The 24,386-nt window shown below is 54.4% G+C and carries 22 protein-coding genes and 4 tRNA genes; 19 read left to right on the top strand and 7 right to left on the bottom strand.

Annotated elements, in window-relative coordinates; all coding sequences use genetic code 11:
- Nucleotide 1: 1 nt before the first annotated feature.
- From wzxE to AWR26_RS24680, 9 genes are all read left to right on the top strand, one after another.
- A complete protein-coding gene (gene wzxE, locus AWR26_RS24720) occupies nt 2-1,252 on the top strand; it encodes a lipid III flippase WzxE (protein WP_064568883.1) in 1,251 nt (416 codons plus the stop codon).
- A complete protein-coding gene (locus AWR26_RS24715) occupies nt 1,249-2,328 on the top strand; it encodes a TDP-N-acetylfucosamine:lipid II N-acetylfucosaminyltransferase (protein ID WP_064568882.1) in 1,080 nt (359 codons plus the stop codon). The genes wzxE and AWR26_RS24715 overlap by 4 nt, the downstream gene beginning before the upstream one ends.
- A complete protein-coding gene (gene wzyE, locus AWR26_RS24710; RefSeq protein ID WP_064568881.1) occupies nt 2,325-3,677 on the top strand; it encodes an ECA oligosaccharide polymerase in 1,353 nt (450 codons plus the stop codon). Before AWR26_RS24715 ends, wzyE begins: the two co-directional genes overlap by 4 nt.
- 11 nt (nt 3,678-3,688) lie before the next feature.
- Nucleotides 3,689-4,429 carry a lipopolysaccharide N-acetylmannosaminouronosyltransferase gene (wecG, locus tag AWR26_RS24705; RefSeq protein WP_064568880.1) on the top strand — a complete coding sequence of 247 codons (741 nt, stop codon included), beginning with the start codon at nt 3,689-3,691 and terminating at the stop codon, nt 4,427-4,429.
- Nucleotides 4,430-4,687: 258 nt separating this feature from the next.
- Complete coding sequence (thrP, locus tag AWR26_RS24700; RefSeq protein WP_064568879.1) at nt 4,688-6,073, top strand: bifunctional threonine/serine APC transporter ThrP; 1,386 nt, start codon at nt 4,688-4,690, stop codon at nt 6,071-6,073.
- Nucleotides 6,074-6,175: 102 nt separating this feature from the next.
- Nucleotides 6,176-6,252 (top strand) — tRNA-Arg (locus AWR26_RS24695).
- Nucleotides 6,253-6,321: 69 nt separating this feature from the next.
- A tRNA-His gene (locus AWR26_RS24690) sits at nt 6,322-6,397 on the top strand.
- Nucleotides 6,398-6,425: 28 nt separating this feature from the next.
- A tRNA-Leu gene (locus AWR26_RS24685) sits at nt 6,426-6,512 on the top strand.
- A gap of 39 nt (nt 6,513-6,551) precedes the next feature.
- Nucleotides 6,552-6,628, top strand: a tRNA-Pro gene (locus tag AWR26_RS24680).
- Nucleotides 6,629-7,154: 526 nt separating this feature from the next.
- Here the strand turns inward: AWR26_RS24680 and hemY are convergent.
- From hemY to hemC, 4 genes are read right to left on the bottom strand one after another with little or no spacing between them, the layout of a single operon-like run.
- On the bottom strand, nt 7,155-8,351 hold the full coding sequence (gene hemY, locus AWR26_RS24675; protein ID WP_043955864.1) for a protoheme IX biogenesis protein HemY: 1,197 nt from the start codon (nt 8,349-8,351) through the stop codon (nt 7,155-7,157).
- A gap of 2 nt (nt 8,352-8,353) precedes the next feature.
- A complete protein-coding gene (gene hemX, locus AWR26_RS24670; RefSeq protein ID WP_043955862.1) occupies nt 8,354-9,514 on the bottom strand; it encodes a uroporphyrinogen-III C-methyltransferase in 1,161 nt (386 codons plus the stop codon).
- 21 nt (nt 9,515-9,535) lie between these two features.
- The gene (gene hemD, locus AWR26_RS24665) at nt 9,536-10,276 is read right to left on the bottom strand and encodes a uroporphyrinogen-III synthase (protein ID WP_064568878.1); all 741 of its coding nucleotides are present in this window, start codon (nt 10,274-10,276) and stop codon (nt 9,536-9,538) included.
- A complete protein-coding gene (gene hemC / locus AWR26_RS24660) occupies nt 10,273-11,214 on the bottom strand; it encodes a hydroxymethylbilane synthase (protein ID WP_064568877.1) in 942 nt (313 codons plus the stop codon). Before hemC ends, hemD begins: the two co-directional genes overlap by 4 nt.
- Before the next feature lie 312 nt (nt 11,215-11,526).
- Between hemC and cyaA the strand changes: the two genes are divergently transcribed.
- The gene (gene cyaA, locus AWR26_RS24655) at nt 11,527-14,070 is read left to right on the top strand and encodes a class I adenylate cyclase (protein WP_064568876.1); all 2,544 of its coding nucleotides are present in this window, start codon (nt 11,527-11,529) and stop codon (nt 14,068-14,070) included.
- Between the two features lie 43 nt (nt 14,071-14,113).
- Here the strand turns inward: cyaA and cyaY are convergent, their stop codons facing one another.
- Nucleotides 14,114-14,434 carry an iron donor protein CyaY gene (gene cyaY, locus AWR26_RS24650; RefSeq protein ID WP_007369168.1) on the bottom strand — a complete coding sequence of 107 codons (321 nt, stop codon included), beginning with the start codon at nt 14,432-14,434 and terminating at the stop codon, nt 14,114-14,116.
- A gap of 137 nt (nt 14,435-14,571) precedes the next feature.
- Here cyaY and lptM point away from each other — a divergent pair, with 137 nt between their 5' ends.
- The 9 genes from lptM to AWR26_RS24610 all read left to right on the top strand — a co-directional run bounded on the left by lptM (nt 14,572) and on the right by AWR26_RS24610 (nt 22,580).
- Nucleotides 14,572-14,775: an LPS translocon maturation chaperone LptM gene (lptM, locus tag AWR26_RS24645; protein ID WP_007369167.1), complete on the top strand. Its 204-nt coding sequence runs from the start codon at nt 14,572-14,574 to the stop codon at nt 14,773-14,775.
- A 36-nt stretch (nt 14,776-14,811) separates the two neighbouring features.
- Complete coding sequence (dapF, locus tag AWR26_RS24640) at nt 14,812-15,636, top strand: diaminopimelate epimerase (RefSeq protein ID WP_043955855.1); 825 nt, start codon at nt 14,812-14,814, stop codon at nt 15,634-15,636.
- Nucleotides 15,633-16,340 (top strand): DUF484 domain-containing protein, encoded by a 708-nt coding sequence (locus AWR26_RS24635; RefSeq protein WP_064568875.1) that lies wholly within the window; start codon nt 15,633-15,635, stop codon nt 16,338-16,340. The genes dapF and AWR26_RS24635 overlap by 4 nt, the downstream gene beginning before the upstream one ends.
- On the top strand, nt 16,337-17,239 hold the full coding sequence (gene xerC, locus AWR26_RS24630) for a tyrosine recombinase XerC (protein WP_064568874.1): 903 nt from the start codon (nt 16,337-16,339) through the stop codon (nt 17,237-17,239). Before AWR26_RS24635 ends, xerC begins: the two co-directional genes overlap by 4 nt.
- Nucleotides 17,239-17,955, top strand: coding sequence for a 5-amino-6-(5-phospho-D-ribitylamino)uracil phosphatase YigB (yigB, locus tag AWR26_RS24625; RefSeq protein WP_064568873.1), 717 nt, complete (start codon nt 17,239-17,241; stop codon nt 17,953-17,955). The genes xerC and yigB overlap by 1 nt, the downstream gene beginning before the upstream one ends.
- A 139-nt stretch (nt 17,956-18,094) precedes the next feature.
- Complete coding sequence (gene uvrD, locus AWR26_RS24620; protein ID WP_064568872.1) at nt 18,095-20,257, top strand: DNA helicase II; 2,163 nt, start codon at nt 18,095-18,097, stop codon at nt 20,255-20,257.
- Nucleotides 20,258-20,405: 148 nt separating this feature from the next.
- Nucleotides 20,406-20,462: a YsgD/CorL family protein gene (ysgD, locus tag AWR26_RS25935; RefSeq protein ID WP_367888890.1), complete on the top strand. Its 57-nt coding sequence runs from the start codon at nt 20,406-20,408 to the stop codon at nt 20,460-20,462.
- 152 nt (nt 20,463-20,614) lie between these two features.
- Nucleotides 20,615-21,565: a magnesium/cobalt transporter CorA gene (gene corA, locus AWR26_RS24615; RefSeq protein ID WP_007369161.1), complete on the top strand. Its 951-nt coding sequence runs from the start codon at nt 20,615-20,617 to the stop codon at nt 21,563-21,565.
- A gap of 292 nt (nt 21,566-21,857) precedes the next feature.
- Nucleotides 21,858-22,580: a CDP-diacylglycerol diphosphatase gene (locus tag AWR26_RS24610; protein ID WP_064568871.1), complete on the top strand. Its 723-nt coding sequence runs from the start codon at nt 21,858-21,860 to the stop codon at nt 22,578-22,580.
- Nucleotides 22,581-22,866: 286 nt separating this feature from the next.
- Here the strand turns inward: AWR26_RS24610 and rarD are convergent, their stop codons facing one another.
- Nucleotides 22,867-23,763, bottom strand: coding sequence for an EamA family transporter RarD (rarD, locus tag AWR26_RS24605; protein WP_064568870.1), 897 nt, complete (start codon nt 23,761-23,763; stop codon nt 22,867-22,869).
- A 55-nt stretch (nt 23,764-23,818) separates the two neighbouring features.
- Nucleotides 23,819-24,286, bottom strand: a complete 468-nt coding sequence (gene yigI / locus AWR26_RS24600; protein ID WP_007369159.1) for an acyl-CoA thioesterase YigI — start codon at nt 24,284-24,286, stop codon at nt 23,819-23,821.
- Between the last annotated feature and the right edge of the window lie 100 nt (nt 24,287-24,386).

Below are 24,386 nucleotides of genomic sequence, written 5' to 3'. Positions count from 1 at the left end.
CATGTCGCTGGCAAAAGCATCGATATGGACTGCGACAAGCACGCTGGTCAAAATTGGCGCGGGCTTGCTGGTGGTCAAACTTTTGGCGGTGGCTTTTGGGCCGTCAGGCGTCGGGCAGGCCGGTAACTTCCGCCAGTTAATTACCGTGCTGGGCGTGCTGGCTGGCGCCGGGATTTTCAATGGCGTGACTAAATTCGTCGCCCAGTATCATGATGATCCGGCGCGGCTGCGGGCGGTTGTTGGTACGTCGTCAGCCATGGTACTGGGCTTCTCAACGCTGCTGGCGCTGGTTTTTTTGCTTGCCGCTGCGCCTGTCAGCCGGGGCTTATTTGGTCATGCTGATTTTCAGGGGCTGGTGCGGCTGGTGGCGCTGGTGCAGTTCGGTATTGCATGGGCGAACTTGCTGCTGGCGGTGATGAAAGGTTTCCGCGATGCCGCCAGCAATGCGCTGTCACTGATTATCGGCAGCGTGGTTGGCGTGCTGGCCTGGTATCTCTGCTTCCGGCTTGGCGGTTACCAGGGCGCGCTGCTGGGAATGGCGCTGGTTCCGGCGCTGGTGCTAATTCCGGCCGTGCTACTACTGATTCGGCGCGGCTCGGTGCCGCTGGCATACTTCGCGCCGCGCTGGGACAACGGTTTAGCCGGTCAGCTCAGTAAATTTACGCTGATGGCGCTGATTACATCGGTAACGTTGCCACTGGCCTATGTGATGATGCGAAACCTGCTGGCGGCGCATTATAGTTGGGAAGAGGTGGGGATCTGGCAAGGGGTGAGCAGCATTTCCGATGCTTATCTTCAGTTTATTACCGCTTCGTTTAGTGTCTATCTGCTACCTACTTTATCGAGGCTGGCGACAAAACAGGAGATTTCGCGCGAAATCGTGAAGTCACTGCGCTTTGTGTTGCCAGCGGTGGCAGCGGTGAGCCTGACGGTCTGGCTGCTGCGCGATGTGGCGATCTGGCTGCTGTTTTCCGACAAGTTCACCGCCATGCGCGATCTCTTTGCCTGGCAACTAGTCGGGGATGTACTAAAAGTGGGCGCTTACGTCTTTGGTTATCTGGTGATTGCCAAAGCGTCGCTGCGCTTTTACATTCTGGCGGAAATCAGCCAGTTCACTCTGCTGACGCTGTTCTCGCGTTGGCTGATTCCCGCGCACGGCGCTGCCGGTGCGGCACAGGCCTATATGGCAACTTACATTATTTATTTCGCCCTCTGTTGTGGCGCGTTTTTGATTTGGCGAAAGAAAGCATGACTGCACTGATTCACGTACTGGGATCGGATATCCCACACCATAACCAGACCGTATTGCGCTTCTTTAACGATCATCTTGCTGCGTCGGGCGCACATGCTCGCGAGTTTATGATCGCCAGCAGCGACACGGAAATAGGTGCGGAATATCCCGCGCTGACGCTGCACTTTTATGCGGACAAGAAGGCGCTGGCGAAAGCCGTCGTTGCGCGTGCAAAAGCGGATCGGCAACAGCGTTTTTTCTTCCACGGCCAGTTCAATTTCAGCCTGTGGCTGGCGCTGTTGCGCGGTGCTATCAAACGCGAGCAATTTTACTGGCATGTCTGGGGCGCCGATCTGTACGAAGTCTCGCACAGCCTCAAATTCCGTCTTTTTTATCCGCTGCGCAGGCTGGCGCAGCACCGCGTAGGCTGCGTTTTTGCCACCCGTGGCGATCTGTCGTGGTACGGGAAACGTAATCCCACGGTGCGTGGGGAGTTGCTCTATTTCCCGACGCGTATGGATCCGGCGCTGAATACTATGGCGCATGAGTTGCAGCGGGAAGGTAAGCTGACGATTCTGGTGGGTAATTCCGGCGATCCGAGTAATGAACATATTGCCGCGCTGGAGGCCATCCACCGCCAATTCGGCGATACGGTGAATATCATTGTGCCGATGGGCTACCCGGCCAATAATGACAGCTATATCGATGCGGTAAATCGTGCCGGTCTGGCATTATTCAGCGCCGAAAACCTGCGCATTCTGCGTGAAAAAATGGCCTTTGACGACTATCTGTCGCTACTCGGGCAGTGTGATTTGGGTTATTTTATTTTTGCCCGCCAGCAGGGGATCGGTACGCTCTGTTTGCTGATTCAGGCCGGGGTGCCGTGCGTGCTTAACCGGGAAAACCCGTTCTGGCGCGATATGGTGGCCGAAGATATTCCGGTGCTCTTTACCGGTGATGCGTTGAATGAGACGGTGATTCGCGAAGCCCGGCGGCAATTGATTGCGGTGGATAAAAACGCCATTACCTTCTTCAGTCCAAACTATATTGCGCTCTGGCATAAGGCGCTGCGCAATGCTGCGGGGATCGCCGGATGAGTCCACTTGAGTTTTGCGGTCTGTTGATCCTCTGGCTGGTGGCAACGCTGTTTATCGCCACGCTGACCTGGTTTGAGTTTCGCCGGGTACGGTTCAATTTTAACGTCTTCTTTTCACTGCTCTTTTTGTTGACGTTTTTCTTCGGTTTCCCGCTCACCAGCATTCTGGTGTTCCGTTTTAACGTCGGCGTTGCGCCGCCGGGCGTGATGATGCAGTCGCTGCTGGCCGCGGCCTGTTTCTATGCAATTTATTATGTGACGTACAAAACCCGGCTGCGGGCGAAAAGCGAGCAGGTATCGCGCCGCCCGCTGTTTACCATTAATCGGGTCGAAGCGCATCTGACGTGGATCATGCTGATGGTTATCGCGCTGGTCAGCGTAGGTATCTTCTTCATGCACAACGGATTTTTGCTATTCCGTCTGCAATCCTATAGCCAGATCTTCTCCAGTGAAGTTTCCGGTGTCGCACTGAAACGCTTCTTTTACTTCTTCATTCCAGCCATGCTGGTGGTCTATTTCCTGCGGCAGAGCGCGCAGGCGTGGCTGTTTTTCCTCGTCAGTACGGTCGCATTTGGTTTGTTGACGTACATGATCGTCGGCGGTACGCGCGCCAATATTATTATCGCTTTTGCTATCTTCTTGTTTATCGGCATTATTCGCGGCTGGATTTCGCTGTGGATGCTGGCTGCGGCGGGCGTGCTGGGTATTGTCGGGATGTTCTGGCTGGCGCTGAAGCGCTACGGGCTTAACGTCAGCGGGGACGAAGCGTTTTACACTTTCTTGTATCTGACGCGCGATACCTTTTCTCCCTGGGAAAATTTGTCTCTGCTGCTGCAAAACTACGACAAGATCGATTTTCAGGGACTGGCGCCGATTGTGCGCGATTTCTACGTTTTCATCCCTTCCTGGCTGTGGCATGGCCGTCCGAGTATCGTGCTGAACTCGGCGAATTATTTTACCTGGGAAGTGCTGAATAACCACTCCGGGCTGGCGATCTCTCCGACGCTGATTGGATCGCTGGTAGTGATGGGCGGCGTCTGGTTTATCCCGTTCGGTGCGGTGGTGGTGGGGCTTATCATTAAGTGGTTTGACTGGTTATATAAACTTGGCAATCGGGAAACAAACCGCTATAAAGCGGCGATTCTGCACAGTTTCTGCTTTGGCGCTATTTTCAATATGATCGTGCTGGCGCGTGAGGGACTGGATGCTTTCGCTTCCCGCGTGGTGTTCTTCCTCGTCGTTTTTGGTTTCTGCTTGCTGGTGGCGAAACTGCTGTACTGGTTGTTCGACAGCGCTGGCCTGATACGTAATCGCCGTGCGCGCGCAGTGAACCCCCTTTCCCAGGTGTAAAAAGGAATAACATGACGGACAAGACGGCAGCGCCGCTGTATGACCTGCGCGGTCTGAAACTCATCGGCTGGCGCGATATGCAGCACGCGCTGGATTACCTCTATGCCGATGGCGAAATCAAACGCGGTACGCTGGTGGCGATGAACGCCGAAAAACTGCTGACCGTGGAAGACGATCCCGTAGTGCGCGCGCTGATCGAGGCGGCAGAGTTTAAATATGCTGATGGCATCAGCGTGGTTCGCTCTCTGCGCAAGAAATTTCCGCAGGCGCAGGTCTCACGCGTTGCCGGTGCCGATCTCTGGGAACATTTGATGATGCGTGCCGGGCAGTCAGGTACGCCTGTATTCCTGGTGGGGGGGAAGCCGGAGGTGCTGGCGCAAACCGAGCAGAAACTGCGTACGCGGTGGCAGGTCAATATCGTGGGTAGCCAGGATGGTTATTTCACGGCGGATCAGCGTGAGGCGCTGTTTGTGCGTATCCGGGACAGCGGTGCGAAAATTGTCACCGTGGCGATGGGATCGCCACGGCAGGAGATTTTTATGCGTGACTGCCGCGCTGTTTACGCCGATGCCTTGTTTATGGGCGTTGGCGGGACGTATGACGTCTTTACCGGACATGTAAAGCGTGCGCCGAAGATCTGGCAGCGACTGGGGCTGGAGTGGCTCTATCGGCTGCTTTCACAGCCTACGCGGCTCAAACGCCAGCTCCGCTTACTGCGTTATTTACGCTGGCACTACAGCGGAAAACTCTGACCTTATTCAGGCAGCGTTTCACGCTGCCGCTTTCCTTCCTGTTGATGTTTTATTGTGCATCGAGTCGATTTTTCTTATACATCGTTTGCCATTTCCCGCAATTTAAGAAACCATTCGCTCACTCATTTGCAGTGCCACGGCGTTTTTGCGCCAGCCATTTCCGGGCCGGTGCAGCATGGCCTGTTATGAGCTGAGGAAAAACTCATAACAATAACCCGCGGAGCGGGTAAGAAAAGAAGCAAACACAACAGAGGATTTATGGCTGAAAATAAACCGGAGCTTCAGCGCGGTCTGGAGTCTCGTCACATCGAATTAATCGCCCTGGGCGGCACCATTGGCGTGGGGCTGTTTATGGGGGCCGCCAGTACGCTGAAGTGGGCGGGCCCATCGGTATTGCTGGCGTATATCATCGCCGGTCTTTTCGTCTTTTTTATTATGCGCTCAATGGGCGAGATGCTGTTTCTTGAACCGGTAGCGGGTTCCTTTGCCGTCTACGCGCATCGTTATATGAGCCCCTTCTTTGGCTATCTGACGGCCTGGTCCTACTGGTTTATGTGGATGGCGGTGGGGATCTCGGAAATCACCGCCATTGGTGTTTATGTCCAGTTCTGGTTCCCCGACCTTGCCCAATGGATCCCCGCGCTGATTGCGGTCGCGCTGGTGGCGCTGGCCAACCTTGCGGCCGTGCGTCTGTATGGTGAAATTGAATTCTGGTTTGCCATGATTAAAGTCACCACCATCATCGTGATGATTGTTGTTGGCCTGGGCGTGATTTTCTTCGGCTTTGGCAACGGCGGTCATTCGATTGGCTTTGGCAATCTGACCGAACATGGCGGCTTCTTTGCCGGTGGCTGGAAAGGCTTCTTAACCGCGCTCTGTATTGTGGTCGCCTCTTACCAGGGCGTTGAGCTTATCGGTATTACTGCCGGTGAAGCCAAAAACCCGCAGGTAACGTTGCGTAGTGCGGTCAGCAAAGTGCTGTGGCGTATCCTGATTTTCTATGTGGGCGCCATCTTCGTTATCGTCACCATCTTCCCGTGGAATGAAATCGGCACCAACGGTAGCCCGTTTGTACTGACGTTTGCCAAAATCGGGATTACCGCAGCGGCAGGTATCATTAACTTTGTGGTGCTGACGGCTGCGCTCTCGGGTTGTAACAGCGGCATGTACAGTTGCGGTCGTATGCTTTACGCGCTGGCGAAGAACCGCCAGTTACCGTCTGCGGTGGCGAAAGTGTCGAAAAGCGGCGTTCCGGCAGCGGGCGTGACCATCTCTATTATTATTCTGCTGATCGGTTCGTGCCTGAACTACATTATTCCTAACCCGCAGCGCGTGTTTGTTTATGTCTATAGCGCCAGCGTATTGCCGGGAATGGTGCCGTGGTTCGTGATTCTGATTAGCCAGATGCGTTTCCGTAAAGCGCACAAAGCGGCGATTGCCACGCATCCGTTCCGCTCGATGCTGTTCCCGTGGGCGAACTGGCTGACGATGGCGTTCCTGGTGTGCGTGTTGATCGGTATGGGATTCAATGACGATACCCGTATGTCGCTGTTTGTCGGCATTATCTTCCTTGCCGCAGTAACCCTGGCGTATAAGGTATTTGGCCTCAATAGACATGCGGTTACGCATCAGGTGGGTGAATAAGAGGCAAAATGCGCAAAGCATAACCAAACGCGCATTTTCTTAAAAAAAGCACTAGACAGCCGCGCCCGAAGTCCGTACTATCCACCCCCGCAACGGCGCTACGCGCCCGTAGCTCAGCTGGATAGAGCGCTGCCCTCCGGAGGCAGAGGTCTCAGGTTCGAATCCTGTCGGGCGCGCCATTTAAACCCGGCGCTTGAGCTGCGGTGGTTCGTGATTTGTCACGATACCGCGTGAAAAGATTTACAGTGGTGGCTATAGCTCAGTTGGTAGAGCCCTGGATTGTGATTCCAGTTGTCGTGGGTTCGAGTCCCATTAGCCACCCCATTATTTAGCAGTACAAGTTTCGTGGAATGCGAAGGTGGCGGAATTGGTAGACGCGCTAGCTTCAGGTGTTAGTGTCCTTACGGACGTGGGGGTTCAAGTCCCCCCCCTCGCACCACAACTTAAATTGAACAAAAAATTCAAAAAGCAGTAAAAACGGCGAGTAGCGCAGCTTGGTAGCGCAACTGGTTTGGGACCAGTGGGTCGGAGGTTCGAATCCTCTCTCGCCGACCAATTTTGAACCCCGCGAAAGCGGGGTTTTTTGTTTTCTGCGCTCCCTCAATCCCCGCTTTTTCTGCCTGTTGTTTATCAACGACAACCCCTTTTAGTACTGTCGCCTGCGGGAGACATCTAATCTATTGAATTCAAATAAATAATATTATTCACCCGGTAAATGTCGTTCTGTGGCGACAAATGGTAACGACGATCGCGGTGAAGAGGCGGCAGGATGCCCGGAGAGGGTTGAATTTATTGGGCTATTAAAAGTTTGCGCTGCGTTCCATTTGGGAGTGCAAACCTGGCATGATACGTGCAATAATATTCATGTAGATGCTCATTCCATCTCTTATGCTCGCCTTCTGGCTTCATAAACTCAGGAATGATGCAGAGCCGTTTACGGTGCTTATCGTCCACTGACAGATGTCGCTTCGGCCTCATCAAACACCATGGACATAACGTTGAGTGAAGCACCCATTAGTTGTCAAAGACCTGTTTTAACGCCTGCCTGAGCTTTCCGGCAGGCGTTTTTTTTGGCTGGACGTCAGGCGGGAGGGTTATTTTGCAGCGTCAGCAGCAGACCATCACGGCGCATGAGTGCGGCCTCTTCCGGCTGATGCATACGATCGAGACAATCTGCCAGCCAGGCGTAGTCGAACGCATCCGGGCGCTGTTTCAGCGCTGCACGGAAGGCCAGGCTTGCTTCCTGCCATTCGCCATGTTTCAGCAGCGATTGGCCCAGCGTACTCCACAGCAGCGGGCGATCGCCCTGCGTTTTAATTTGCTGGCGCAGTACTTTTTCGATCTGCTCCGGATTGTTGGTTTTCAGCCGCGGGATCACCATCACCAGACGATCGTCATACTGGCGCTTCAGGCCATCAAGAATAATGTCCTGTGCAGTATCGTGATCGTCGCACTCAATCAAGTGCTCGGCGATAGCCACCTGTAGCGTTACCTGCTGACGGGTTTTACGGCTCTGGTTTTTCCACCAGCTTTTCAGACCTTCGCTGCCCTGATCCGCGCGCGCCTGATCCATCATGCCAATCCATGCCTGCTGTTGCAGCGCATCGCGATGATCGTCGTCACCGACATCGGCTTTCGCCATCGAAGGGATGATATCCAGCAGGGAAGTCCATGCGCCGGTGCGAATATAGGCCTGTTCAGCCAGGCGCAGCACTTCCGGATGACGCGGAGTGATCTCCAGCAATTTATCCACGCCATGACGGGCTGCATGATTTTCATTGCGCGCCAGTTGCAGACGTACCCGGGTGATTTCCACCGGGATGGGGTCGTTTTCCGCCAGCTCTGCCGCGCGCTCCAGATGCTGGTTGGCGCGGGCTTCATCACCGCGTTGCTGCGCCGCTTCGGCCGCCAGCAAGTAATTCACCACGGGCTGCTCGGCGTGATCGGCATTTTTTGACATCAACTTTTCAACTTGCTGATAGTCGCCTTCTGCCAGCTTGAGCAGCGCTTGCTCCGTCTGTTTGCGTGCGCGACGACGCTTGCGGCCCACAAACCAGCCACGGGTATGCGCGCCAGTGCGGAAAATGCGACGCAGCACCCATTCGAGGGCAAAGATCACCACTAACGCCAGCACCAGAATGATCACTAACCCGGTAACGCTGGTTTCAATGTTGTAATTATCGGTCTGGATCAATACATAACCCTGATGCCCGGCGAGCATGGGACCGAGTACGATCCCGGCGATCAACAGCGCAAAGAGCAATAATACTTTCAGCATGCTTATTCTCCCTGCGCTGCGGCCGCATTGGCCGGCGCCTGTTCAGACGTCACGGCAGGCTGCGCCAGAAGATTGCGTACGCGGGTTTGCATTAATTTTTCCAGGATCGGCTGGCTTTGCAGCGATTCCGGTAAATTCATGGCGATCGTTTGCTGGCTCAGCTTATCCACTTCCTCAAGGAAGGATTTGGTGGCCGCATCGTCGGTGTCGTAGTACGCGCGTACCCAGGTAGAAACATTATCCAGCGCCTGTTTGTAGGTCTCTTCCTGATGGCGCGGAACGGCTTGTGCGGCGACGAGCAGACGCGAACGGATGTTTTCACGCAGGTAAATATCCTGATTCGGCGCGAGCAGCGGTACTGCCGTTTCATCACGACGGCGGATAGTGATAAAGCTGTCCATAAAGTTCTGCCAGCTTTTCTGCAGATTGACGCGCCATTCGCTGATCGAGCCGGAGAGCTCGCTGCTGTCGTCGTCCATCGGTGAATCGTCATCGTTATTATCCGCAAGACGCAGATTATCGATTTGATTCGAAAGCTGGTTCAGATTGAGGATAATGCCGTCGTAATCCACCTGCGTGATTGCCGACAAGCTGCCGATATCATCGGTGATGGCGCGACGCGCGGTAATCAGGCTTGGATCATTCATATCCGCCAGGCTGGCGTCGGCGCTCTTCAACAGCGCGGCAGCGGTAGTGACATCCTGATCGCTCCACAGCTTGCGGCCCGCCAGTTTCACCAGGAAATCGGCCTGCGCCAGTTGCCAGGTTTTAGCGTCAGAACCCGAGATGGTCGCCACTTTCTGCTGCACTTCATCAAGCTGCTTCGCCAGTACGTCGTTCTGTCGTTTGGCGGCATTAAGCTGGTCTGCCTGTTGCTTAATCACGCCTTCTAGCTCTGCGCGCTGCTTATCCTGCGATTGCTGTAAGGCGATAACCTGGTTGGCGATCTCGCCATTATTGCTATGCAGCGTCGCCACTTGCTGTTTTACCCAGCCATAAAGCCCGGCACCCGACGCCAGCGCAATGGCGATGGCGATCGCGCTGAGCGCAAGGCTGGTCCTGTTAGCGCGTCTATTCTTCTCTGCTTTCTCCGGCGGCGGCGTTGCGCCGTCAGCCGCTTTGGTCTCTTCGACCACGGCGGAGGAGTTTTCTTGTTCCGTCATTATGGCTTCCCATCATGAGAGTTATTGTAATGCGCGAAGCAGCGCATCGTTGTCGGCATTGTCAGCGACCCGAATGTCCTGCCAGCCCAGTTCCCGGGCGAGGTGCGCCAGACGCTCGCTCGCCACAACCAGGCGACAGCGAAGTAGCCAGTTTTCCCGATACCAGGGGGGAATAAGTGAAAACAGTTGCTGCATCATTTCGCCGCTGGTGATCACCAGTGTCGTTACGCCACGCGTATGCCAGCGCATCGCTTCTTCAGCACCGTCATAAAATATTGCACAGCGTTGATAACATTCGCAAAATTCAAGTTCAGCACCGCGCGCCGCCAGCGTTTCCGCCAGCACTTCACGCCCGCCGTTACCCCGTAAGATTAGCGCATGCTTACCCTGAACACTTTGTAATTCAGGTAATTGTAGCAACACTTCACTGATTTCCCGATCGTGCGGGTAGCGCACCTCAATGCCGCTGACGGTATGCAACGCCAGCGCCGTGGTACGGCCGATAGCGAAATAGTGAGGCTGAGGGGGAAAGCGCAAACCAAGCTTTTGTAAGTGGGCGTGAGCGAATGTCACCGCATGCTGCGACAGGGCAAAAACCATATCGTCTGCGGTGAGATCTGCGAGCCGCGCGGGTAATGAAGCGAGCTCGCGGCCTGGCGTAAATTCGATTAACGGAAAGCTCCAGGCCACCAGCCCCAGTGTGCGCAACCGGTTGACTAATTCTTCTCCGGCTGGAGATGGGCGAGTGACCAGAATGCTCATGCAGGTGCGTCTCCGTTATAAACCTCATCCAGAATGGCGCGGGCGCCATTCGCCAGTAGCTCTTCCGCCAGCGAGATCCCCAGTTGTTCCGCATCTTCCGGTTTGCCGCGGCGTTCGCCGCGTACCTGGATGGAACCGTCTGGCGAACCCACCAGCCCGCGCAGCCAGATCTCGCCGTTGATAAGTTCAGCATAGCTGCCAATTGGCACCTGGCATCCACCTTCAAGACGGGTATTCATCGCTCGCTCGGCTTTAACGCGCACGGCGGTGTCCTGGTGATTCAGCGGTTCGAGCAGCGCGCGCGTACGCGCATCATCGAGGCGGCATTCCACACCGACCGCGCCCTGGCCGACTGCCGGTAGCGAGGTTTCCGGCGGCAACGCCATGCGTACGCGTGAAGCCAGTCCGAGGCGATTAAGGCCTGCGACAGCGAGGATAATGGCATCATATTCACCGTTATCCAGCTTGCTCAGGCGGGTGCCGACGTTTCCGCGCAGTGAACGGATCACCAGATCCGGACGCCGTTCCGCCAGTTGGCACTGACGGCGTAAACTGGAAGTGCCAACAATGCTGCCGGGCGGTAGTTCGTCCAGCGAGGCATAACGGTTCGACACAAACGCATCGCGCGGATCGTCGCGCTCGCAAATGGTCACCAGGCCAAGCCCTTCTGGGAAATCCACCGGCACATCTTTCATTGAATGCACAGCGATATCGGCGCGGTTTTCAAGCAGTGCCAGCTCAAGTTCTTTCACAAACAACCCTTTGCCGCCCACTTTCGCCAGTGGCGTATCAAGGATCACATCGCCGCGGGTTACCATCGGCACCAGTTCTACAGTCAGCCCCGGGTGGCTCGCTTCAAGGCGTTCCTTAACGTATTGTGCTTGCCAGAGCGCAAGGGGGCTTTGCCGTGTGGCAATTCTTAAAACATTGTCTAACATGCTTGTTACCGTCATTATCGTCCGTTGACCATCCTAACATTGTTGCATTAGGGTGTCAGTGTTCGCGGTGGATTGCCGGGGGGAAGAGAAGGCTTCATCCCGCAATACAGGCGCAGGGCGGGCCGTAATAAAGAATTTACAGAGTGTATTTAATGCTACACTGGTTTGTAGCGCATCTTTCTTTACGGTCAATGAGCAAGGTGTTAAATTGATCACGTTTTAGACCATTTTTTCGTCGGTACCCCTATAAAGATAAGGGCGAAAAATGGTAACGGCGACTTTGAATTTTCTGTAAACATCAGGCGATATGTCTTGTACCTCTATATTGAGACTCTGAAACAGAGACTGGATGCCATCAATCAACTGCGTGTGGAACGCGCGCTTGCTGCCATGGGGCCTGCTTTTCAGCAGGTCTACAGTCTGCTGCCGACATTACTGCATTACCATCATCCGCTGATGCCGGGTTACCTTGAGGGTAACGTTCCGCAGGGCATTTGCCTTTACACGCCTGATGAAAATCAACTTCACTATCTGAACGAACTCGAACTGCACCGTGGTTTGCCGCCGCAGGAGTCGCCAAAAGGCGAATTACCGATCACCGGCGTTTACTCTATGGGTAGCACGTCATCCGTTGGGCAAAGCTGCTCTTCGGATCTGGACATCTGGGTATGTCATCAATCCTGGCTCGATACCGAAGAGCGACAACTGTTGCAGCGTAAATGCAGCCTGCTGGAAAGCTGGGCCGCGTCGCTGGGCGTGGAAGTGAGTTTCTTCTTGATTGATGAAAACCGTTTCCGTCATAACGAAAGCGGCAGTCTCGGTGGCGAGGATTGCGGCTCGACGCAGCATATACTGTTGCTTGACGAATTTTACCGCACCGCCGTGCGTCTCGCCGGGAAACGTATTCTTTGGAATATGGTCCCGGGCGATGAAGAAGAGCATTACGATGACTACGTAATGACGCTGTACGCGCAGGGCGTGTTGACGCCAAATGAGTGGCTGGATCTCGGCGGCTTAAGTTCCCTTTCGGCGGAAGAGTACTTTGGCGCCAGCCTTTGGCAGCTCTATAAAAGTATCGATTCCCCGTACAAAGCCGTGTTGAAAACCCTGCTGCTTGAAGCCTATTCCTGGGAATATCCCAACACGCGCCTGCTGGCGAAAGACATTAAACAGCGTCTGCATGATGGCGAGATCGTCTCCTTCGGTCTTGATCACTACTGCATGATGCTGGAACGCGTGACGCAATATCTGGTGGCCATTGAAGACACCGCTCGTCTCGATCTGGCGCGCCGATGTTTCTACTTAAAAGTGTGCGAGAAGCTCAGCCGTGAACGCGCCTGCGTCGGCTGGCGTCGTGAAGTGATCGCGCAGTTGGTAAAAGAGTGGGGCTGGGACGATGCGCGCGTAGCTATGCTGGACAATCGCGCCAACTGGAAAATCGATCAGGTGCGTGAAGCACACAATGAGCTGCTCGACGCGATGATGCAGAGCTACCGCAATCTGATCCGTTTCGCCCGCCGCAATAATCTGAGCGTTTCCGCCAGCCCGCAGGATATCGGGGTATTGACCCGTAAACTGTATGCCGCCTTTGAGGCGTTGCCGGGCAAAGTAACGCTGGTGAACCCGCAGATTTCACCGGATCTCTCCGAACCCAATTTAACCTTTATTCATGTTCCGCCTGGCCGCGCCAACCGCACTGGCTGGTATCTGTACAATCGCGCGCCGAACATGGACTCCATCGTCAGCCATCAGCCGCTGGAATATAACCGCTATCTGAATAAGCTGGTGGCCTGGGCCTGGTTTAACGGGCTGCTGACCTCGCGCACGCATCTGTTTATTAAAGGCAACGATGTGGTCGATCTGGCGAAGTTGCAGGAGATGGTGGCGGATGTATCGCATCACTTCCCGCTGCGTCTGCCTGCACCGACCCCGAAAGCGCTCTATAGCCCGTGCGAAATCCGTCACCTGGCGATTATCGTCAACCTGGAATACGACCCGACTGCGGCATTCCGTAACCAGGTAGTGCATTTCGACTTCCGTAAGCTTGATGTTTTCAGCTTCGGCGAGCAGCAAAACTGCCTCGTCGGAAGCGTGGATCTGCTCTACCGCAATTCGTGGAATGAGGTGCGTACGCTGCATTTCAACGGCGAACAGGCGATGATCGAAGCGCTGAAAACGATTCTTGGCAAAATGCATCAGGATGCGGCACCGCCGGATAGCGTTGAAGTGTTCTGCTACAGCCAGCATCTGCGCGGCCTGATTCGAACCCGCGTCCAGCAGCTGGTTTCTGAGTGTATTGAGCTGCGTCTTTCCAGTACGCGCCAGGAAACCGGGCGCTTTAAAGCGCTGCGCGTGGCGGGCCAGACGTGGGGGCTGTTCTTTGAACGCCTGAATGTGTCGGTACAGAAGCTGGAAAACGCGATCGAGTTTTACGGTGCAATTTCGCATAACAAACTGCATGGCCTTTCCGTGCAGGTTGAAACCAATCACGTCGAATTACCGGCGGTGGTGGATGGCTTTGCCAGCGAAGGGATTATTCAGTTCTTCTTTGAAGAGACCGGTGAAGAGGGCTTTAACATCTATATCCTGGATGAGAGCAACCGCGCGGAAGTCTATCACCACTGTGAAGGCAGCAAAGAGGAGCTGGTGCGGGATGTCAGCCGTTTTTACTCGTCATCGCATGACCGCTTCACCTACGGTTCCAGCTTTATTAACTTCAACTTGCCGCAGTTCTATCAGATTGTGAATACGGAAGGGCGTGCGCAGGTGATCCCGTTCCGCAATCAGACCATCAGCACCGCAACACCGGCGAATCAGGATAACGACGCACCGCTGTTGCAGCAATATTTCTCGTAATGCGTGCCGGATAAATCAGTAACCCCTTATCCGGCGCGTAATATTAACGAAAAGTCACCGTTTCGCCCGCTTGCTGCGTGGCTGCCTGTTCCAGCAGATCCCAGAACGTTTCGCCGCTGCGATCGCAAACCCAGTCGTCACCCTTCAGATCGAAATGGTAGCCGCCCTGTTTGGTCGCCAGCCACACCTGGTGCAGCGGCTCCTGACGGTTAATGATAATTTTGCTGCCGTTTTCAAAGCTAATGGTTAAGACGCCGCCGTTGATTTCGCAGTCGATGTCGCTGTCGCCATCCCAGTCATCAAGGCGTTCTTCGATGGTGAGCCACAGGCTGTCGGCGAGGCGATGAAATTCACTGTCGTTCATTCTGCTTTCCTGTTTTTTATGATGGCTGCAGTATAACGCGAAACATTTCCCGATGCCCTAAACCAGCAAACTCTTGCTTTTGTGTCTTCTCCTGCGATGATAGAAAGCAGAAAGAATGAACTTACAGGCAACTCATAATGAAAGATGTGTTTCGCGCGATGGCCGTACTGCTGACTCTGTTCAGCCTGACGGGTTGTGGTCTGAAGGGCCCGCTCTATTTTCCTCCTGCGGATAAAAACGCGCCGCCGCCAACCAAAACGCAAACCAGCACGATCCAGCCAAGCACGCCGGATAGCAACGATCGTGGTGACGACGGCTCTCCGAGCCAGGTGAATTACTGACGCTACCGTTCTGTATCCGCGCAACTGGAGTAGATGATGCAGTTCTCAAAAATGCATGGCCTTGGCAACGATTTTATGGTCGTCGACGCGGTAACGCAGAATGTCTTTTTCTCACCGGAGCTGATCCGTCGTCTGGCGGATCGTCACCTTGGCGTTGGGTTTGATCAACTGCTGGTGGTTGAGCCTCCCTACGATCCCGAACTCGATTTTCACTACCGTATTTTCAATGCCGACGGCAGTGAAGTGTCGCAGTGCGGTAACGGCGCGCGCTGTTTCGCCCGCTTTGTTCGCCTGAAAGGGTTAACCAATAAACGTGATATCCGCGTCAGTACGGCGAACGGTCGTATGGTATTGAGCGTAACGGAAGACGAACTGGTACGCGTCAATATGGGCGAGCCAAACTTCGAACCGTCGCAGGTGCCGTTCCGCGCCAACAAAGCGGAAAAGACCTATATTATGCGGGCGGCGGAGCAAACCATACTGTGCGGCGTTGTTTCGATGGGTAATCCGCACTGCGTGATTCAGGTTGATGACGTCAACACCGCGCCGGTAGAAACGCTGGGGCCAGTGATGGAGAGCCACGAGCGCTTTCCTGAGCGCGCCAATATCGGTTTTATGCAGGTCGTCTCACGGGATCACATTCGTCTGCGCGTCTTTGAACGTGGCGCCGGTGAAACCCAGGCCTGCGGCAGCGGCGCTTGTGCGGCTGTCGCGGTCGGCATTCAGCAGGATTTACTGGCCGAAAATGTTCGTGTTGAATTACCGGGCGGTCGGCTGGATATCGCGTGGAAAGGACCGGGTCAACCGTTGTTTATGACTGGCCCGGCGGCACATGTCTATGACGGGTTTATTCATCTATGAAGCATATAGGAGAAGAGCAGCAGGAGCCGTTGGCCGAACTGGATGACCAGGCGGTGGCGGAATATCTGCTGCACCATCCTGAATTCTTTATCCGCAATGCGCGGCTGGTAGAGCAAATGCGCGTGCCGCATCCGGTGCGCGGTACGGTTTCTCTGGTTGAATGGCACATGGCGCGCTCGCGTAATCACATCAATGTGCTGGAAGAGAACATGACCTTGCTGATGGAGCAGGCGAGTGCAAACGAAGGGTTATTCTATCGTCTGCTGCGCCTGCAAAGTCGGCTGGCATCCGCCAGCAGCCTCGAAGAGATGCTTAACCGTTTTCATCGCTGGGCGCGCGATCTGGGGCTGGCAGGCGCGACTATCCGCCTGTTTCCCGATCGCTGGCGTCTGGGCGCGCCTTCCCGCTATACCCATCTTGCGCTCTCCCGACAGGCGTTTGAATCGTTGCGCATTCAACGCTTAGGCCAGCAGCACCACTATCTCGGCTCATTAAACGGGCCGGAGTTGCTGCTGCTGTTGCCGGAAGCGAAAGCAATCGGCTCTGTGGCTATGTCATTAATGGGGCCGGATGGCTCCCTTGGCGTGGTGCTGTTCAGCAGTCGTGATGTTCACCATTACCAGCAAGGTCAGGGCACCCAGCTTTTAGATGAGATAGCGCAGATGCTGCCGGATCTTCTGGAACGCTGGATCGAGCGCGTATGAGCGATTCGCCGCTGTTACCAGCCGTTAGCAAATTCCTGCGTTACCTTGGCGTTGAACGTCAGCTCAGCCCCATTACGCTGCTTAATTATCAGCGTCAGCTTGATTCCATCATTGCGTTGACCGGTGAAACCGGCCTGGAAAGTTGGCAACAATGTGATGCTGCAATGGTGCGCGCAATTGCCGTACGCAGCCGGCGGAAAGGGCTCGGCCCGGCAAGCCTGGCGCTGCGGCTTTCGGCGCTGCGCAGTTTCTTTGACTGGATGGTCAGTCAGGGCGAGCTACCGGCAAACCCGGCGAAGGGCATTTCGGCACCGAAAGCACCGCGCCATTTGCCGAAGAATATTGATGTTGATGATGTGAACCGGCTGCTGGATATCGATCTTAACGATCCGCTGGCCGTGCGCGATCGGGCCATGCTGGAAGTGATGTACGGCGCCGGTCTGCGTCTTTCGGAGCTGGTTAATCTGGATATCAAACATCTGGATCTGGAAAGCGGCGAAGTGTGGGTAATGGGCAAGGGCAGCAAAGAGCGCCGCTTGCCTGTTGGTCGCAGTGCGGTGACCTGGATCGAGCACTGGCTCGATCTGCGTGGGCTGTTTGGCGCGGAAGAGGATGCGCTGTTTTTATCGAAGCTGGGGAAACGAATTTCGGCGCGTAACGTGCAAAAACGTTTTGCCGAGTGGGGCATCCGGCAGGGGCTTAACAGTCACGTGAATCCGCATAAACTGCGGCACTCATTCGCCACACATATGCTTGAATCGAGCGGCGATCTGCGCGGGGTGCAGGAATTGCTCGGTCACGCTAATCTTTCAACGACACAAATCTATACCCATCTCGATTTTCAACATCTTGCATCGGTGTACGACGCCGCGCACCCGCGCGCCAAACGGGGGAAATAATGCGTTTTTACCGCCCATTGGGTCAGATCTCCGCGATCACTTTTGACCTGGACGATACTCTTTACGACAACCGGCTGGTGATCCAGCGTACCGAACAGGAAGCGCTGGCGTTTGTGCAGCGCTATCATCCGGCGCTGAACGCCCTGGAAAATGATGAATTCAAGCGTTTGCGCCAGTCGCTGCGGGAAACCGAGCCGGAGATTTATCACGACGTTACCGAATGGCGGCGACGTGCCGTTGAACAGGCGATGCTGAATGCCGGCCTGACACCCGAGGAAGCCGCCGTAGGCGCACAGGCCTCGATGGTTAACTTTGCCAAATGGCGCAGCCGCATTGATGTGCCACAGGAAACCCACGACACGCTGAAGAGGCTGGCAACGAAGTGGCCGCTGGTGGCGATCACCAATGGTAACGCGCAGCCGGAACTGTTCGGGCTGAGCGATTACTTTGAATTCGTGCTGCGCGCCGGGCCGGACGGACGTTCAAAACCGTTTAGCGATATGTACCATCTGGCCGCAGATCGCCTTGGTGTGGCAGTTGAGGATATTCTGCATGTTGGCGACGATTTAACCACGGATGTTGCGGGCGCGATCCGTTGTGGCATGCAGGCATGCTGGATCAAGCCCGAAGGCGCCGATCTGCTACAGGCGACCGACAGCCGTTTGTTACCGCATATGGAAATTTCGCGGTTGGCATCCCTCACGACGCTGATATAATCACCAATAGTTCTGTATAAAATACCAGGGTTTTTTGGCGGATGGCGCTACGCTTATCCGTCCTACGGTAACGTAGACCCGGTAAGCGAAGCGCCATCGGGCGCTTCGTTCAATTCCTGACGACTACACGACGGTACCTATGGACGTTTCTTATCTGCTCGACAGCCTCAATGACAAACAGCGCGACGCCGTAGCCGCAGAGCGCAGCAATATGCTGGTGCTGGCCGGGGCGGGGAGCGGTAAGACGCGCGTGCTGGTACACCGTATCGCCTGGCTGATGACCGTAGAGAATTGCTCGCCGTACTCGATTATGGCGGTCACTTTTACCAATAAAGCGGCGGCGGAAATGCGCCACCGTATCGGTCAGTTGATGGGCACTTCGCAGGGCGGAATGTGGGTGGGCACGTTCCACGGCCTGGCGCACCGCTTGCTGCGCGCGCACCACATGGATGCCAATCTGCCGCAGGATTTCCAGATCCTCGACAGTGAAGATCAGCTCCGGCTGCTGAAACGCCTGATCAAAGCGATGAATCTGGATGAGAAGCAGTGGCCGCCGCGTCAGGCAATGTGGTACATCAACGGCCAGAAAGATGAGGGCATTCGTCCGCATCATATCCAGAGTTTCGGTAACCCGGTCGAGCAAACCTGGCAGAAAGTTTATCAGGCCTATCAGGAAGCCTGCGATCGCGCCGGGTTGGTGGATTTTGCCGAGCTGCTGCTGCGCGCCCATGAGCTGTGGCTGAACAAGCCGCATATTTTGCAGCACTATCGTGAACGCTTTACCAATATCCTGGTGGACGAATTCCAGGATACCAACAACATTCAGTACGCATGGATCCGCCTGCTGGCGGGCGACACTGGTAAGGTAATGATCGTTGGCGACGATGATCAGTCTATTTACGGCTGGCGCGGCGCGCAGGTGGAAAACATCCAGCGCTTCCTGAAAGATTTCCCCGGTGCGCAGACCATTCGCCTGGAGCAGAACTACCGCTCCACCAGTAATATCCTTAGTGCCGCTAACGCCCTGATTGAAAACAACAACGGGCGGCTGGGGAAAAATCTGTGGACCGACGGCGTCGATGGCGAGCCGATTTCACTCTATTGCGCGTTCAACGAGCTGGACGAAGCACGCTTTGTCGTTAACCGAATCAAAGCCTGGCAGGACAACGGCGGGCAACTGACGCAGTGCGCCATCCTCTATCGCAGCAACGCCCAGTCGCGCGTGCTGGAAGAGGCGCTGTTGCAGGCCAGTATGCCGTACCGCATTTATGGCGGTATGCGATTCTTCGAACGCCAGGAGATCAAAGATGCGCTCTCCTATCTGCGTTTGATCGCCAACCGCAATGATGATGCCGCGTTTGAGCGCGTAGTGAATACGCCGACGCGCGGCATTGGCGATCGCACGCTGGATGTCGTGCGCCAGACCTCCCGCGATCGTCAGTTGACGCTGTGGCAGGCGACGCGCGAATTGCTGCAGGAAAAAGCGCTGGCGGGCCGTGCAGCAAGTGCCCTGCAACGCTTCCTGGAACTGATTGACGCGCTGGCGCAGGAAACGGCCGATATGCCGCTGCATGTACAAACTGACCGGGTAGTGAACGACTCCGGTCTGCGCATGATGTACGAGCAGGAGAAGGGCGAGAAAGGCCAGACGCGTATTGAGAACTTAGAGGAGCTGGTCACCGCCACGCGCCAGTTCAGCTACAACGAAGAAGATGAAGATTTGATGCCGTTGCAGGCGTTTCTCTCCCACGCCGCGCTGGAAGCGGGCGAAGGGCAGGCGGACACCTGGCAGGACGCGGTGCAGCTTATGACGTTGCACTCGGCAAAAGGTCTGGAATTCCCGCAGGTCTTTATCGTTGGCATGGAAGAGGGCATGTTCCCGAGCCAGATGTCGCTGGATGAGGGTGGCCGTCTGGAAGAGGAGCGCCGCCTGGCGTATGTCGGCGTGACGCGCGCGATGCAGAAGCTGACCTTAACCTACGCCGAAACGCGCCGTCTGTACGGAAAAGAGGTGTATCACCGTCCTTCACGCTTTATCGGCGAGCTGCCGGAAGCGTGTGTGGAAGAGGTGCGTTTGCGCGCCAGCATCAGTCGCCCGGTCAGCCATCAGCGCATGGGAACGCCAGCCGCGCAGAGCGACACCGGCTATAAACTTGGCCAGCGTGTGCGCCATGCGAAGTTTGGTGAAGGTACAGTCGTGAACATGGAAGGCAGCGGTGAACACAGCCGTTTGCAGGTGGCTTTCCAGGGGCAGGGTATTAAATGGCTGGTGGCCGCCTATGCGAAGCTGGAAACCGTCTAACTTTCAGAAAAATATCATTATTTTGTAATAATCTGCTAGCCTTATACGCTAAAGGGCAAATATTGCTCTTTGGCGTTTCGTTGCGTGTTGACGCCTTCTGAGTGCTGGCGTAACATGCGCGCACGATCACGCTAAGAGGACATTCGCCTTGGACACACCCAGTAGATACTGGCTCAATCTCCTGTTCCACAGGAACAACTCCTAAGGCTATTCTCTTATGCTGATAGCCTCAGAGGTTGTCAGCGACCTGCATGTTTCCCGTCGCGCTGAGTCAGGCTGTTTAATGGTCTGAAACCCAATTCGTTTCTTGTGTGCCCACCGAACTGTCCGATATTTTTTGCATTGGGAGTCCCGGCTATGCTGAGCGCATTTCAACTGGAAAACAATCGTTTAACCCGTCTTGAGGCTGACGAAATCAAACACCTCGCCAGCTCGGTTTGGGTTGATTTAGTCGAGCCGGACGAAGACGAACGAACCCGTGTGCAAACGGAATTGGGCCAGAACCTGGCCACCCGACCTGAACTGGAAGACATCGAAGCCTCCGCGCGTTTTTTCGAGGACGAAGACGGCTTACATATTCACTCCTTCTTCTTTTTTGAAGACGCTGAAGATCACGCCGGTAACTCAACGGTGGCATTCACCATTCGCGAAGGTCGTCTGTTCACGCTGCGTGAGCGCGAATTACCCGCGTTTCGCCTCTATCGTATGCGCGCCCGCAGCCAGGAGATGGTTGATGGCAACGCCTATGAACTGCTATTGGATCTGTTCGAAACCAAAATCGAACAGCTGGCGGATGAAATCGAAAACATCTACAGCGACCTGGAAAAGCTGAGCCGCGTCATTATGGAAGGCCAGCAGGGCGACGAATATGACGACGCGCTTTCAACGCTGGCGGAACAGGAAGATATCGGCTGGAAGGTACGCCTGTGTCTGATGGATACCCAGCGCGCGCTGAACTTCCTGGTGCGCAAGGCACGTTTACCGGCCGGTCAGCTGGAGCAGGCGCGCGAGATCCTGCGCGATATCGAATCTCTGCTGCCGCACAATGAGTCCCTGTTCCAGAAGGTGAACTTTCTGATGCAGGCGGCGATGGGTTTCATCAATATCGAGCAGAACCGCATCATCAAGATCTTCTCGGTCGTTTCCGTGGTATTCCTGCCGCCGACGCTGGTGGCATCCAGCTACGGAATGAACTTTGAATTTATGCCCGAGCTGCACTGGAGCTTCGGCTACCCTGGTGCGATTGTCTTTATGATCCTCGCCGGGCTGGCGCCGTATCTCTACTTCAAGCGCCGCAACTGGCTATAAGAAGACGGGCGGCGCTGCCGCCCTTTTTATTGCGTGAGGAGAATGGGGGAACTCATCGGCCTGACGCACTGTTGCCACGTAGCGGATGCTAACTCACTTTCCTCCCCTGATGCCTGCTGATGTCGGCGATCTTCTGTCGTTAACATTGCCTGTCCGGATGAGTCACGATATTTACTGGCGGCAAACCGATAGCCGCAGCAGAATAATCAGGAATTATCACGTTTGCGGTTTTCTCTTCAGAAATTAAAATTATTATGAATTTTAATTCACATCTTATCCGGGAGAGATAGTTATGAAAGTTTTTACCGCTGTTTTATTTTTGTTCGGTTTTTTTGTATCAACGGCACATGCCGATCGAAATATATTATGGGATAAAGTTCATAATCAATGCGAAGTCAATTATACAACGAACAGTTTATATTCCCCCTGTGCTCTGGTAGATGAAAATAACGGTTATGTCTATTATAAAGTCGATAATGATAATTATCAGTATCTGCTACTGCCGCTGGCGAAAATTACCGGCGTTGAGGATCCGCAATTGCTGGCAGATAATCTGCCGCCCTATTTATATATGGCATGGTGGGGACGTGATCTGGTGTCGGAAAAAACCGGCAGAAAAGTCAAAGAGAAGAATATTGCAATCGCTATTAATGCCTTAAACTCACGCTCGCAAGACCAACTGCACTTACATATCTCCTGCCTTGCCCCGGCAGTTCGCACTGCGCTGGATAGTGTCACAAATTACAGCACCACCTGGACTCAATTCCCGTTGCAGTTGCAGGGTAACACTTATAATTACAGGAAAGTGACGCTCGATGAATTAAAACAAAAGAATCTGTTTAAAGAAATTAATGACAAAGTTGTTGCTGATGGCAAACAGATGAAATACACCACCATTGCGCTTATTAATCTTGATAGTTCCGATTTCCTGTTGCTGGAAACTTCAGGTAATGATACGACCGCTATTGCCGCAGAAACCTTACAGGATCATACCTGTGCAATTGCCGGCAGCTAATATCCGTGCAGATGTTTTCGCTACTGAAAGTAGAATCAGTTAAGTAATGAATACGCGATCATGAATATATTTTATGGGCGGCGGGGACATTATTTCCTGAAACCTGATGGCTCTACATTGACTGACCAGAAGAAAGAATAGGGAGCGAGTTTTTATTTCGTTGAGTGTCGGGAGACTGCTTTAACAATCGCGCGTTATGCTCAATAAGCCTAAAACCGCTCTCCTGTTCATTATTTTGTGCGCGCCGCTTCAGCATGTGGAAAGAAGCGGCGGCACAAACTCTTCATCACGCGTTTTTGCGTAAACCACGCTGTGTGTATACCGCATCCATGACAAAAATCGCCAGCGCCAGCCAGATAAAACCAAAGGTCACCATCTTATCCGGCCCAGGATGCTCGCCATAGAAAACAACGGCCAGCAGGAACATCAGCGTCGGACCGATATACTGGAAAAAACCCAGCGTTGATAAACGCAAACGCATTGCCGCGCCGGTAAAGCACAGCAGTGGAATCGTCGTAACCACACCGGCGGCCATCAACAACAAGTTCAATGACAGGCTATTTTGCCCCATATGGCTGGTCGGGCTATCCGTGATGCCAAATAGCCACACTGCTGCAACCGGCAGTAACCACAGCGTTTCTACCAGCATGCCGGTTTGCGCATCGACAGCAATTTTTTTGCGCAGCAGGCCGTAAAAAGCAAAACTAAATGCCAGACCGAGCGCAATGATCGGCAGCGAGCCAAAGGTCCACAGTTGTACCAGCACGCCAACGGCAGCCAGCAGTACCGCCAGCCACTGCATACGACGGAAACGCTCACCCAAAAACAGCATCCCCAGCAGAATATTCACCAGTGGGTTAATAAAGTAGCCCAGGCTGGCTTCCAGCATATGGTTGTGGTTCACCGCCCAGATAAATAGCAGCCAGTTGCCGCCAACCAGTACGGCGGAGAGGGCCAGCAGCAGGATCTTTTTCGGTGTTTGCAGCAGCGCTTTTACATTGCCCCACTGACGGCTGATGCTGATCAACGCCAGCATAAAGAAGAAGGACCAGATGACGCGGTGAGTGAGAATTTCGTCAGCCGGTACGTACCAAATCACTTTGAAATAGGCCGGGGCAACCCCCCAAATGAAATAAGCGGCCAGGGCGAGTAACACGCCCAGCCGCGTCTGTTTTGCATCCATCGGGAAAACTCTTTGCTGAAAAGTAACCTTATGTTACCCGATTTTCACAACCGCCTCACCCCACCATATAGGTGGCCGTCGCGCTGGCAATATGCAGTTGATCCTCGTTATGCAGCTCTACGCGGGCGACAGCGACTTTATTGCCCGCGCGCAACAAACTGCTGCTGGCGGTAAAGCGCGTACCGCGCCCTGGCCGCAGATAATCGACGCGTAAATCAATGGTGCCCATGCGCGACAAACGCTGGCGCAGCTCCTCTTCGCTGATAGTGTCATGGCGGGTTAACGTGCTGCCCACGCAGACCAGGCCTGCGGCGACATCCAGCGCCGAGGCGATTACGCCGCCATGTAAAATGCTTTGCGCCCAGTTGCCCACCATCATTGGCTGATTAGTAAATTTCAACTCCGCATACTCTTTTTCATAACGTTCCAGCTCAAGACCTAATGCACGGTTAAACGGCATGTGATAGACAAAAATCTCGCCCACCAGCTTAAGGGTTTGATCGGCTGTGAGAACGGCTGACATAGCAATCTGATCCGATGTGTTAATGGAATGTTGATTTTATGCCTGTTATTTGTTGATTTCCAGTTTAGGAGCCGATACCTGAGCAGTGACTCAATAAATA

The organism is Kosakonia oryzae, assembly GCF_001658025.2.
GTDB lineage: Bacteria > Pseudomonadota > Gammaproteobacteria > Enterobacterales > Enterobacteriaceae > Kosakonia > Kosakonia oryzae.
Note: the sequence above shows the minus strand (reverse complement) of the source record. Positions and strands in the feature narration are given on the sequence as shown.

Bases quoted from the DNA above. Each gene is read 5' to 3' on its own strand.
- wzxE (WP_064568883.1), top strand. From the start codon at position 2: ATGTCGCTGGCAAAAGCATCGATATGGACTGCGACAAGCACGCTGGTC.
- AWR26_RS24715 (WP_064568882.1), top strand. From the start codon at position 1,249: ATGACTGCACTGATTCACGTACTGGGATCGGATATCCCACACCATAAC.
- wzyE (WP_064568881.1), top strand. From the start codon at position 2,325: ATGAGTCCACTTGAGTTTTGCGGTCTGTTGATCCTCTGGCTGGTGGCA.
- wecG (WP_064568880.1), top strand. From the start codon at position 3,689: ATGACGGACAAGACGGCAGCGCCGCTGTATGACCTGCGCGGTCTGAAA.
- thrP (WP_064568879.1), top strand. From the start codon at position 4,688: ATGGCTGAAAATAAACCGGAGCTTCAGCGCGGTCTGGAGTCTCGTCAC.
- hemY (WP_043955864.1), bottom strand. From the start codon at position 8,351: ATGCTGAAAGTATTATTGCTCTTTGCGCTGTTGATCGCCGGGATCGTA.
- hemX (WP_043955862.1), bottom strand. From the start codon at position 9,514: ATGACGGAACAAGAAAACTCCTCCGCCGTGGTCGAAGAGACCAAAGCG.
- hemD (WP_064568878.1), bottom strand. From the start codon at position 10,276: ATGAGCATTCTGGTCACTCGCCCATCTCCAGCCGGAGAAGAATTAGTC.
- hemC (WP_064568877.1), bottom strand. From the start codon at position 11,214: ATGTTAGACAATGTTTTAAGAATTGCCACACGGCAAAGCCCCCTTGCG.
- cyaY (WP_007369168.1), bottom strand. From the start codon at position 14,434: ATGAACGACAGTGAATTTCATCGCCTCGCCGACAGCCTGTGGCTCACC.
- lptM (WP_007369167.1), top strand. From the start codon at position 14,572: ATGAAAGATGTGTTTCGCGCGATGGCCGTACTGCTGACTCTGTTCAGC.
- dapF (WP_043955855.1), top strand. From the start codon at position 14,812: ATGCAGTTCTCAAAAATGCATGGCCTTGGCAACGATTTTATGGTCGTC.
- AWR26_RS24635 (WP_064568875.1), top strand. From the start codon at position 15,633: ATGAAGCATATAGGAGAAGAGCAGCAGGAGCCGTTGGCCGAACTGGAT.
- xerC (WP_064568874.1), top strand. From the start codon at position 16,337: ATGAGCGATTCGCCGCTGTTACCAGCCGTTAGCAAATTCCTGCGTTAC.
- yigB (WP_064568873.1), top strand. From the start codon at position 17,239: ATGCGTTTTTACCGCCCATTGGGTCAGATCTCCGCGATCACTTTTGAC.
- uvrD (WP_064568872.1), top strand. From the start codon at position 18,095: ATGGACGTTTCTTATCTGCTCGACAGCCTCAATGACAAACAGCGCGAC.
- corA (WP_007369161.1), top strand. From the start codon at position 20,615: ATGCTGAGCGCATTTCAACTGGAAAACAATCGTTTAACCCGTCTTGAG.
- AWR26_RS24610 (WP_064568871.1), top strand. From the start codon at position 21,858: ATGAAAGTTTTTACCGCTGTTTTATTTTTGTTCGGTTTTTTTGTATCA.
- rarD (WP_064568870.1), bottom strand. From the start codon at position 23,763: ATGGATGCAAAACAGACGCGGCTGGGCGTGTTACTCGCCCTGGCCGCT.
- yigI (WP_007369159.1), bottom strand. From the start codon at position 24,286: ATGTCAGCCGTTCTCACAGCCGATCAAACCCTTAAGCTGGTGGGCGAG.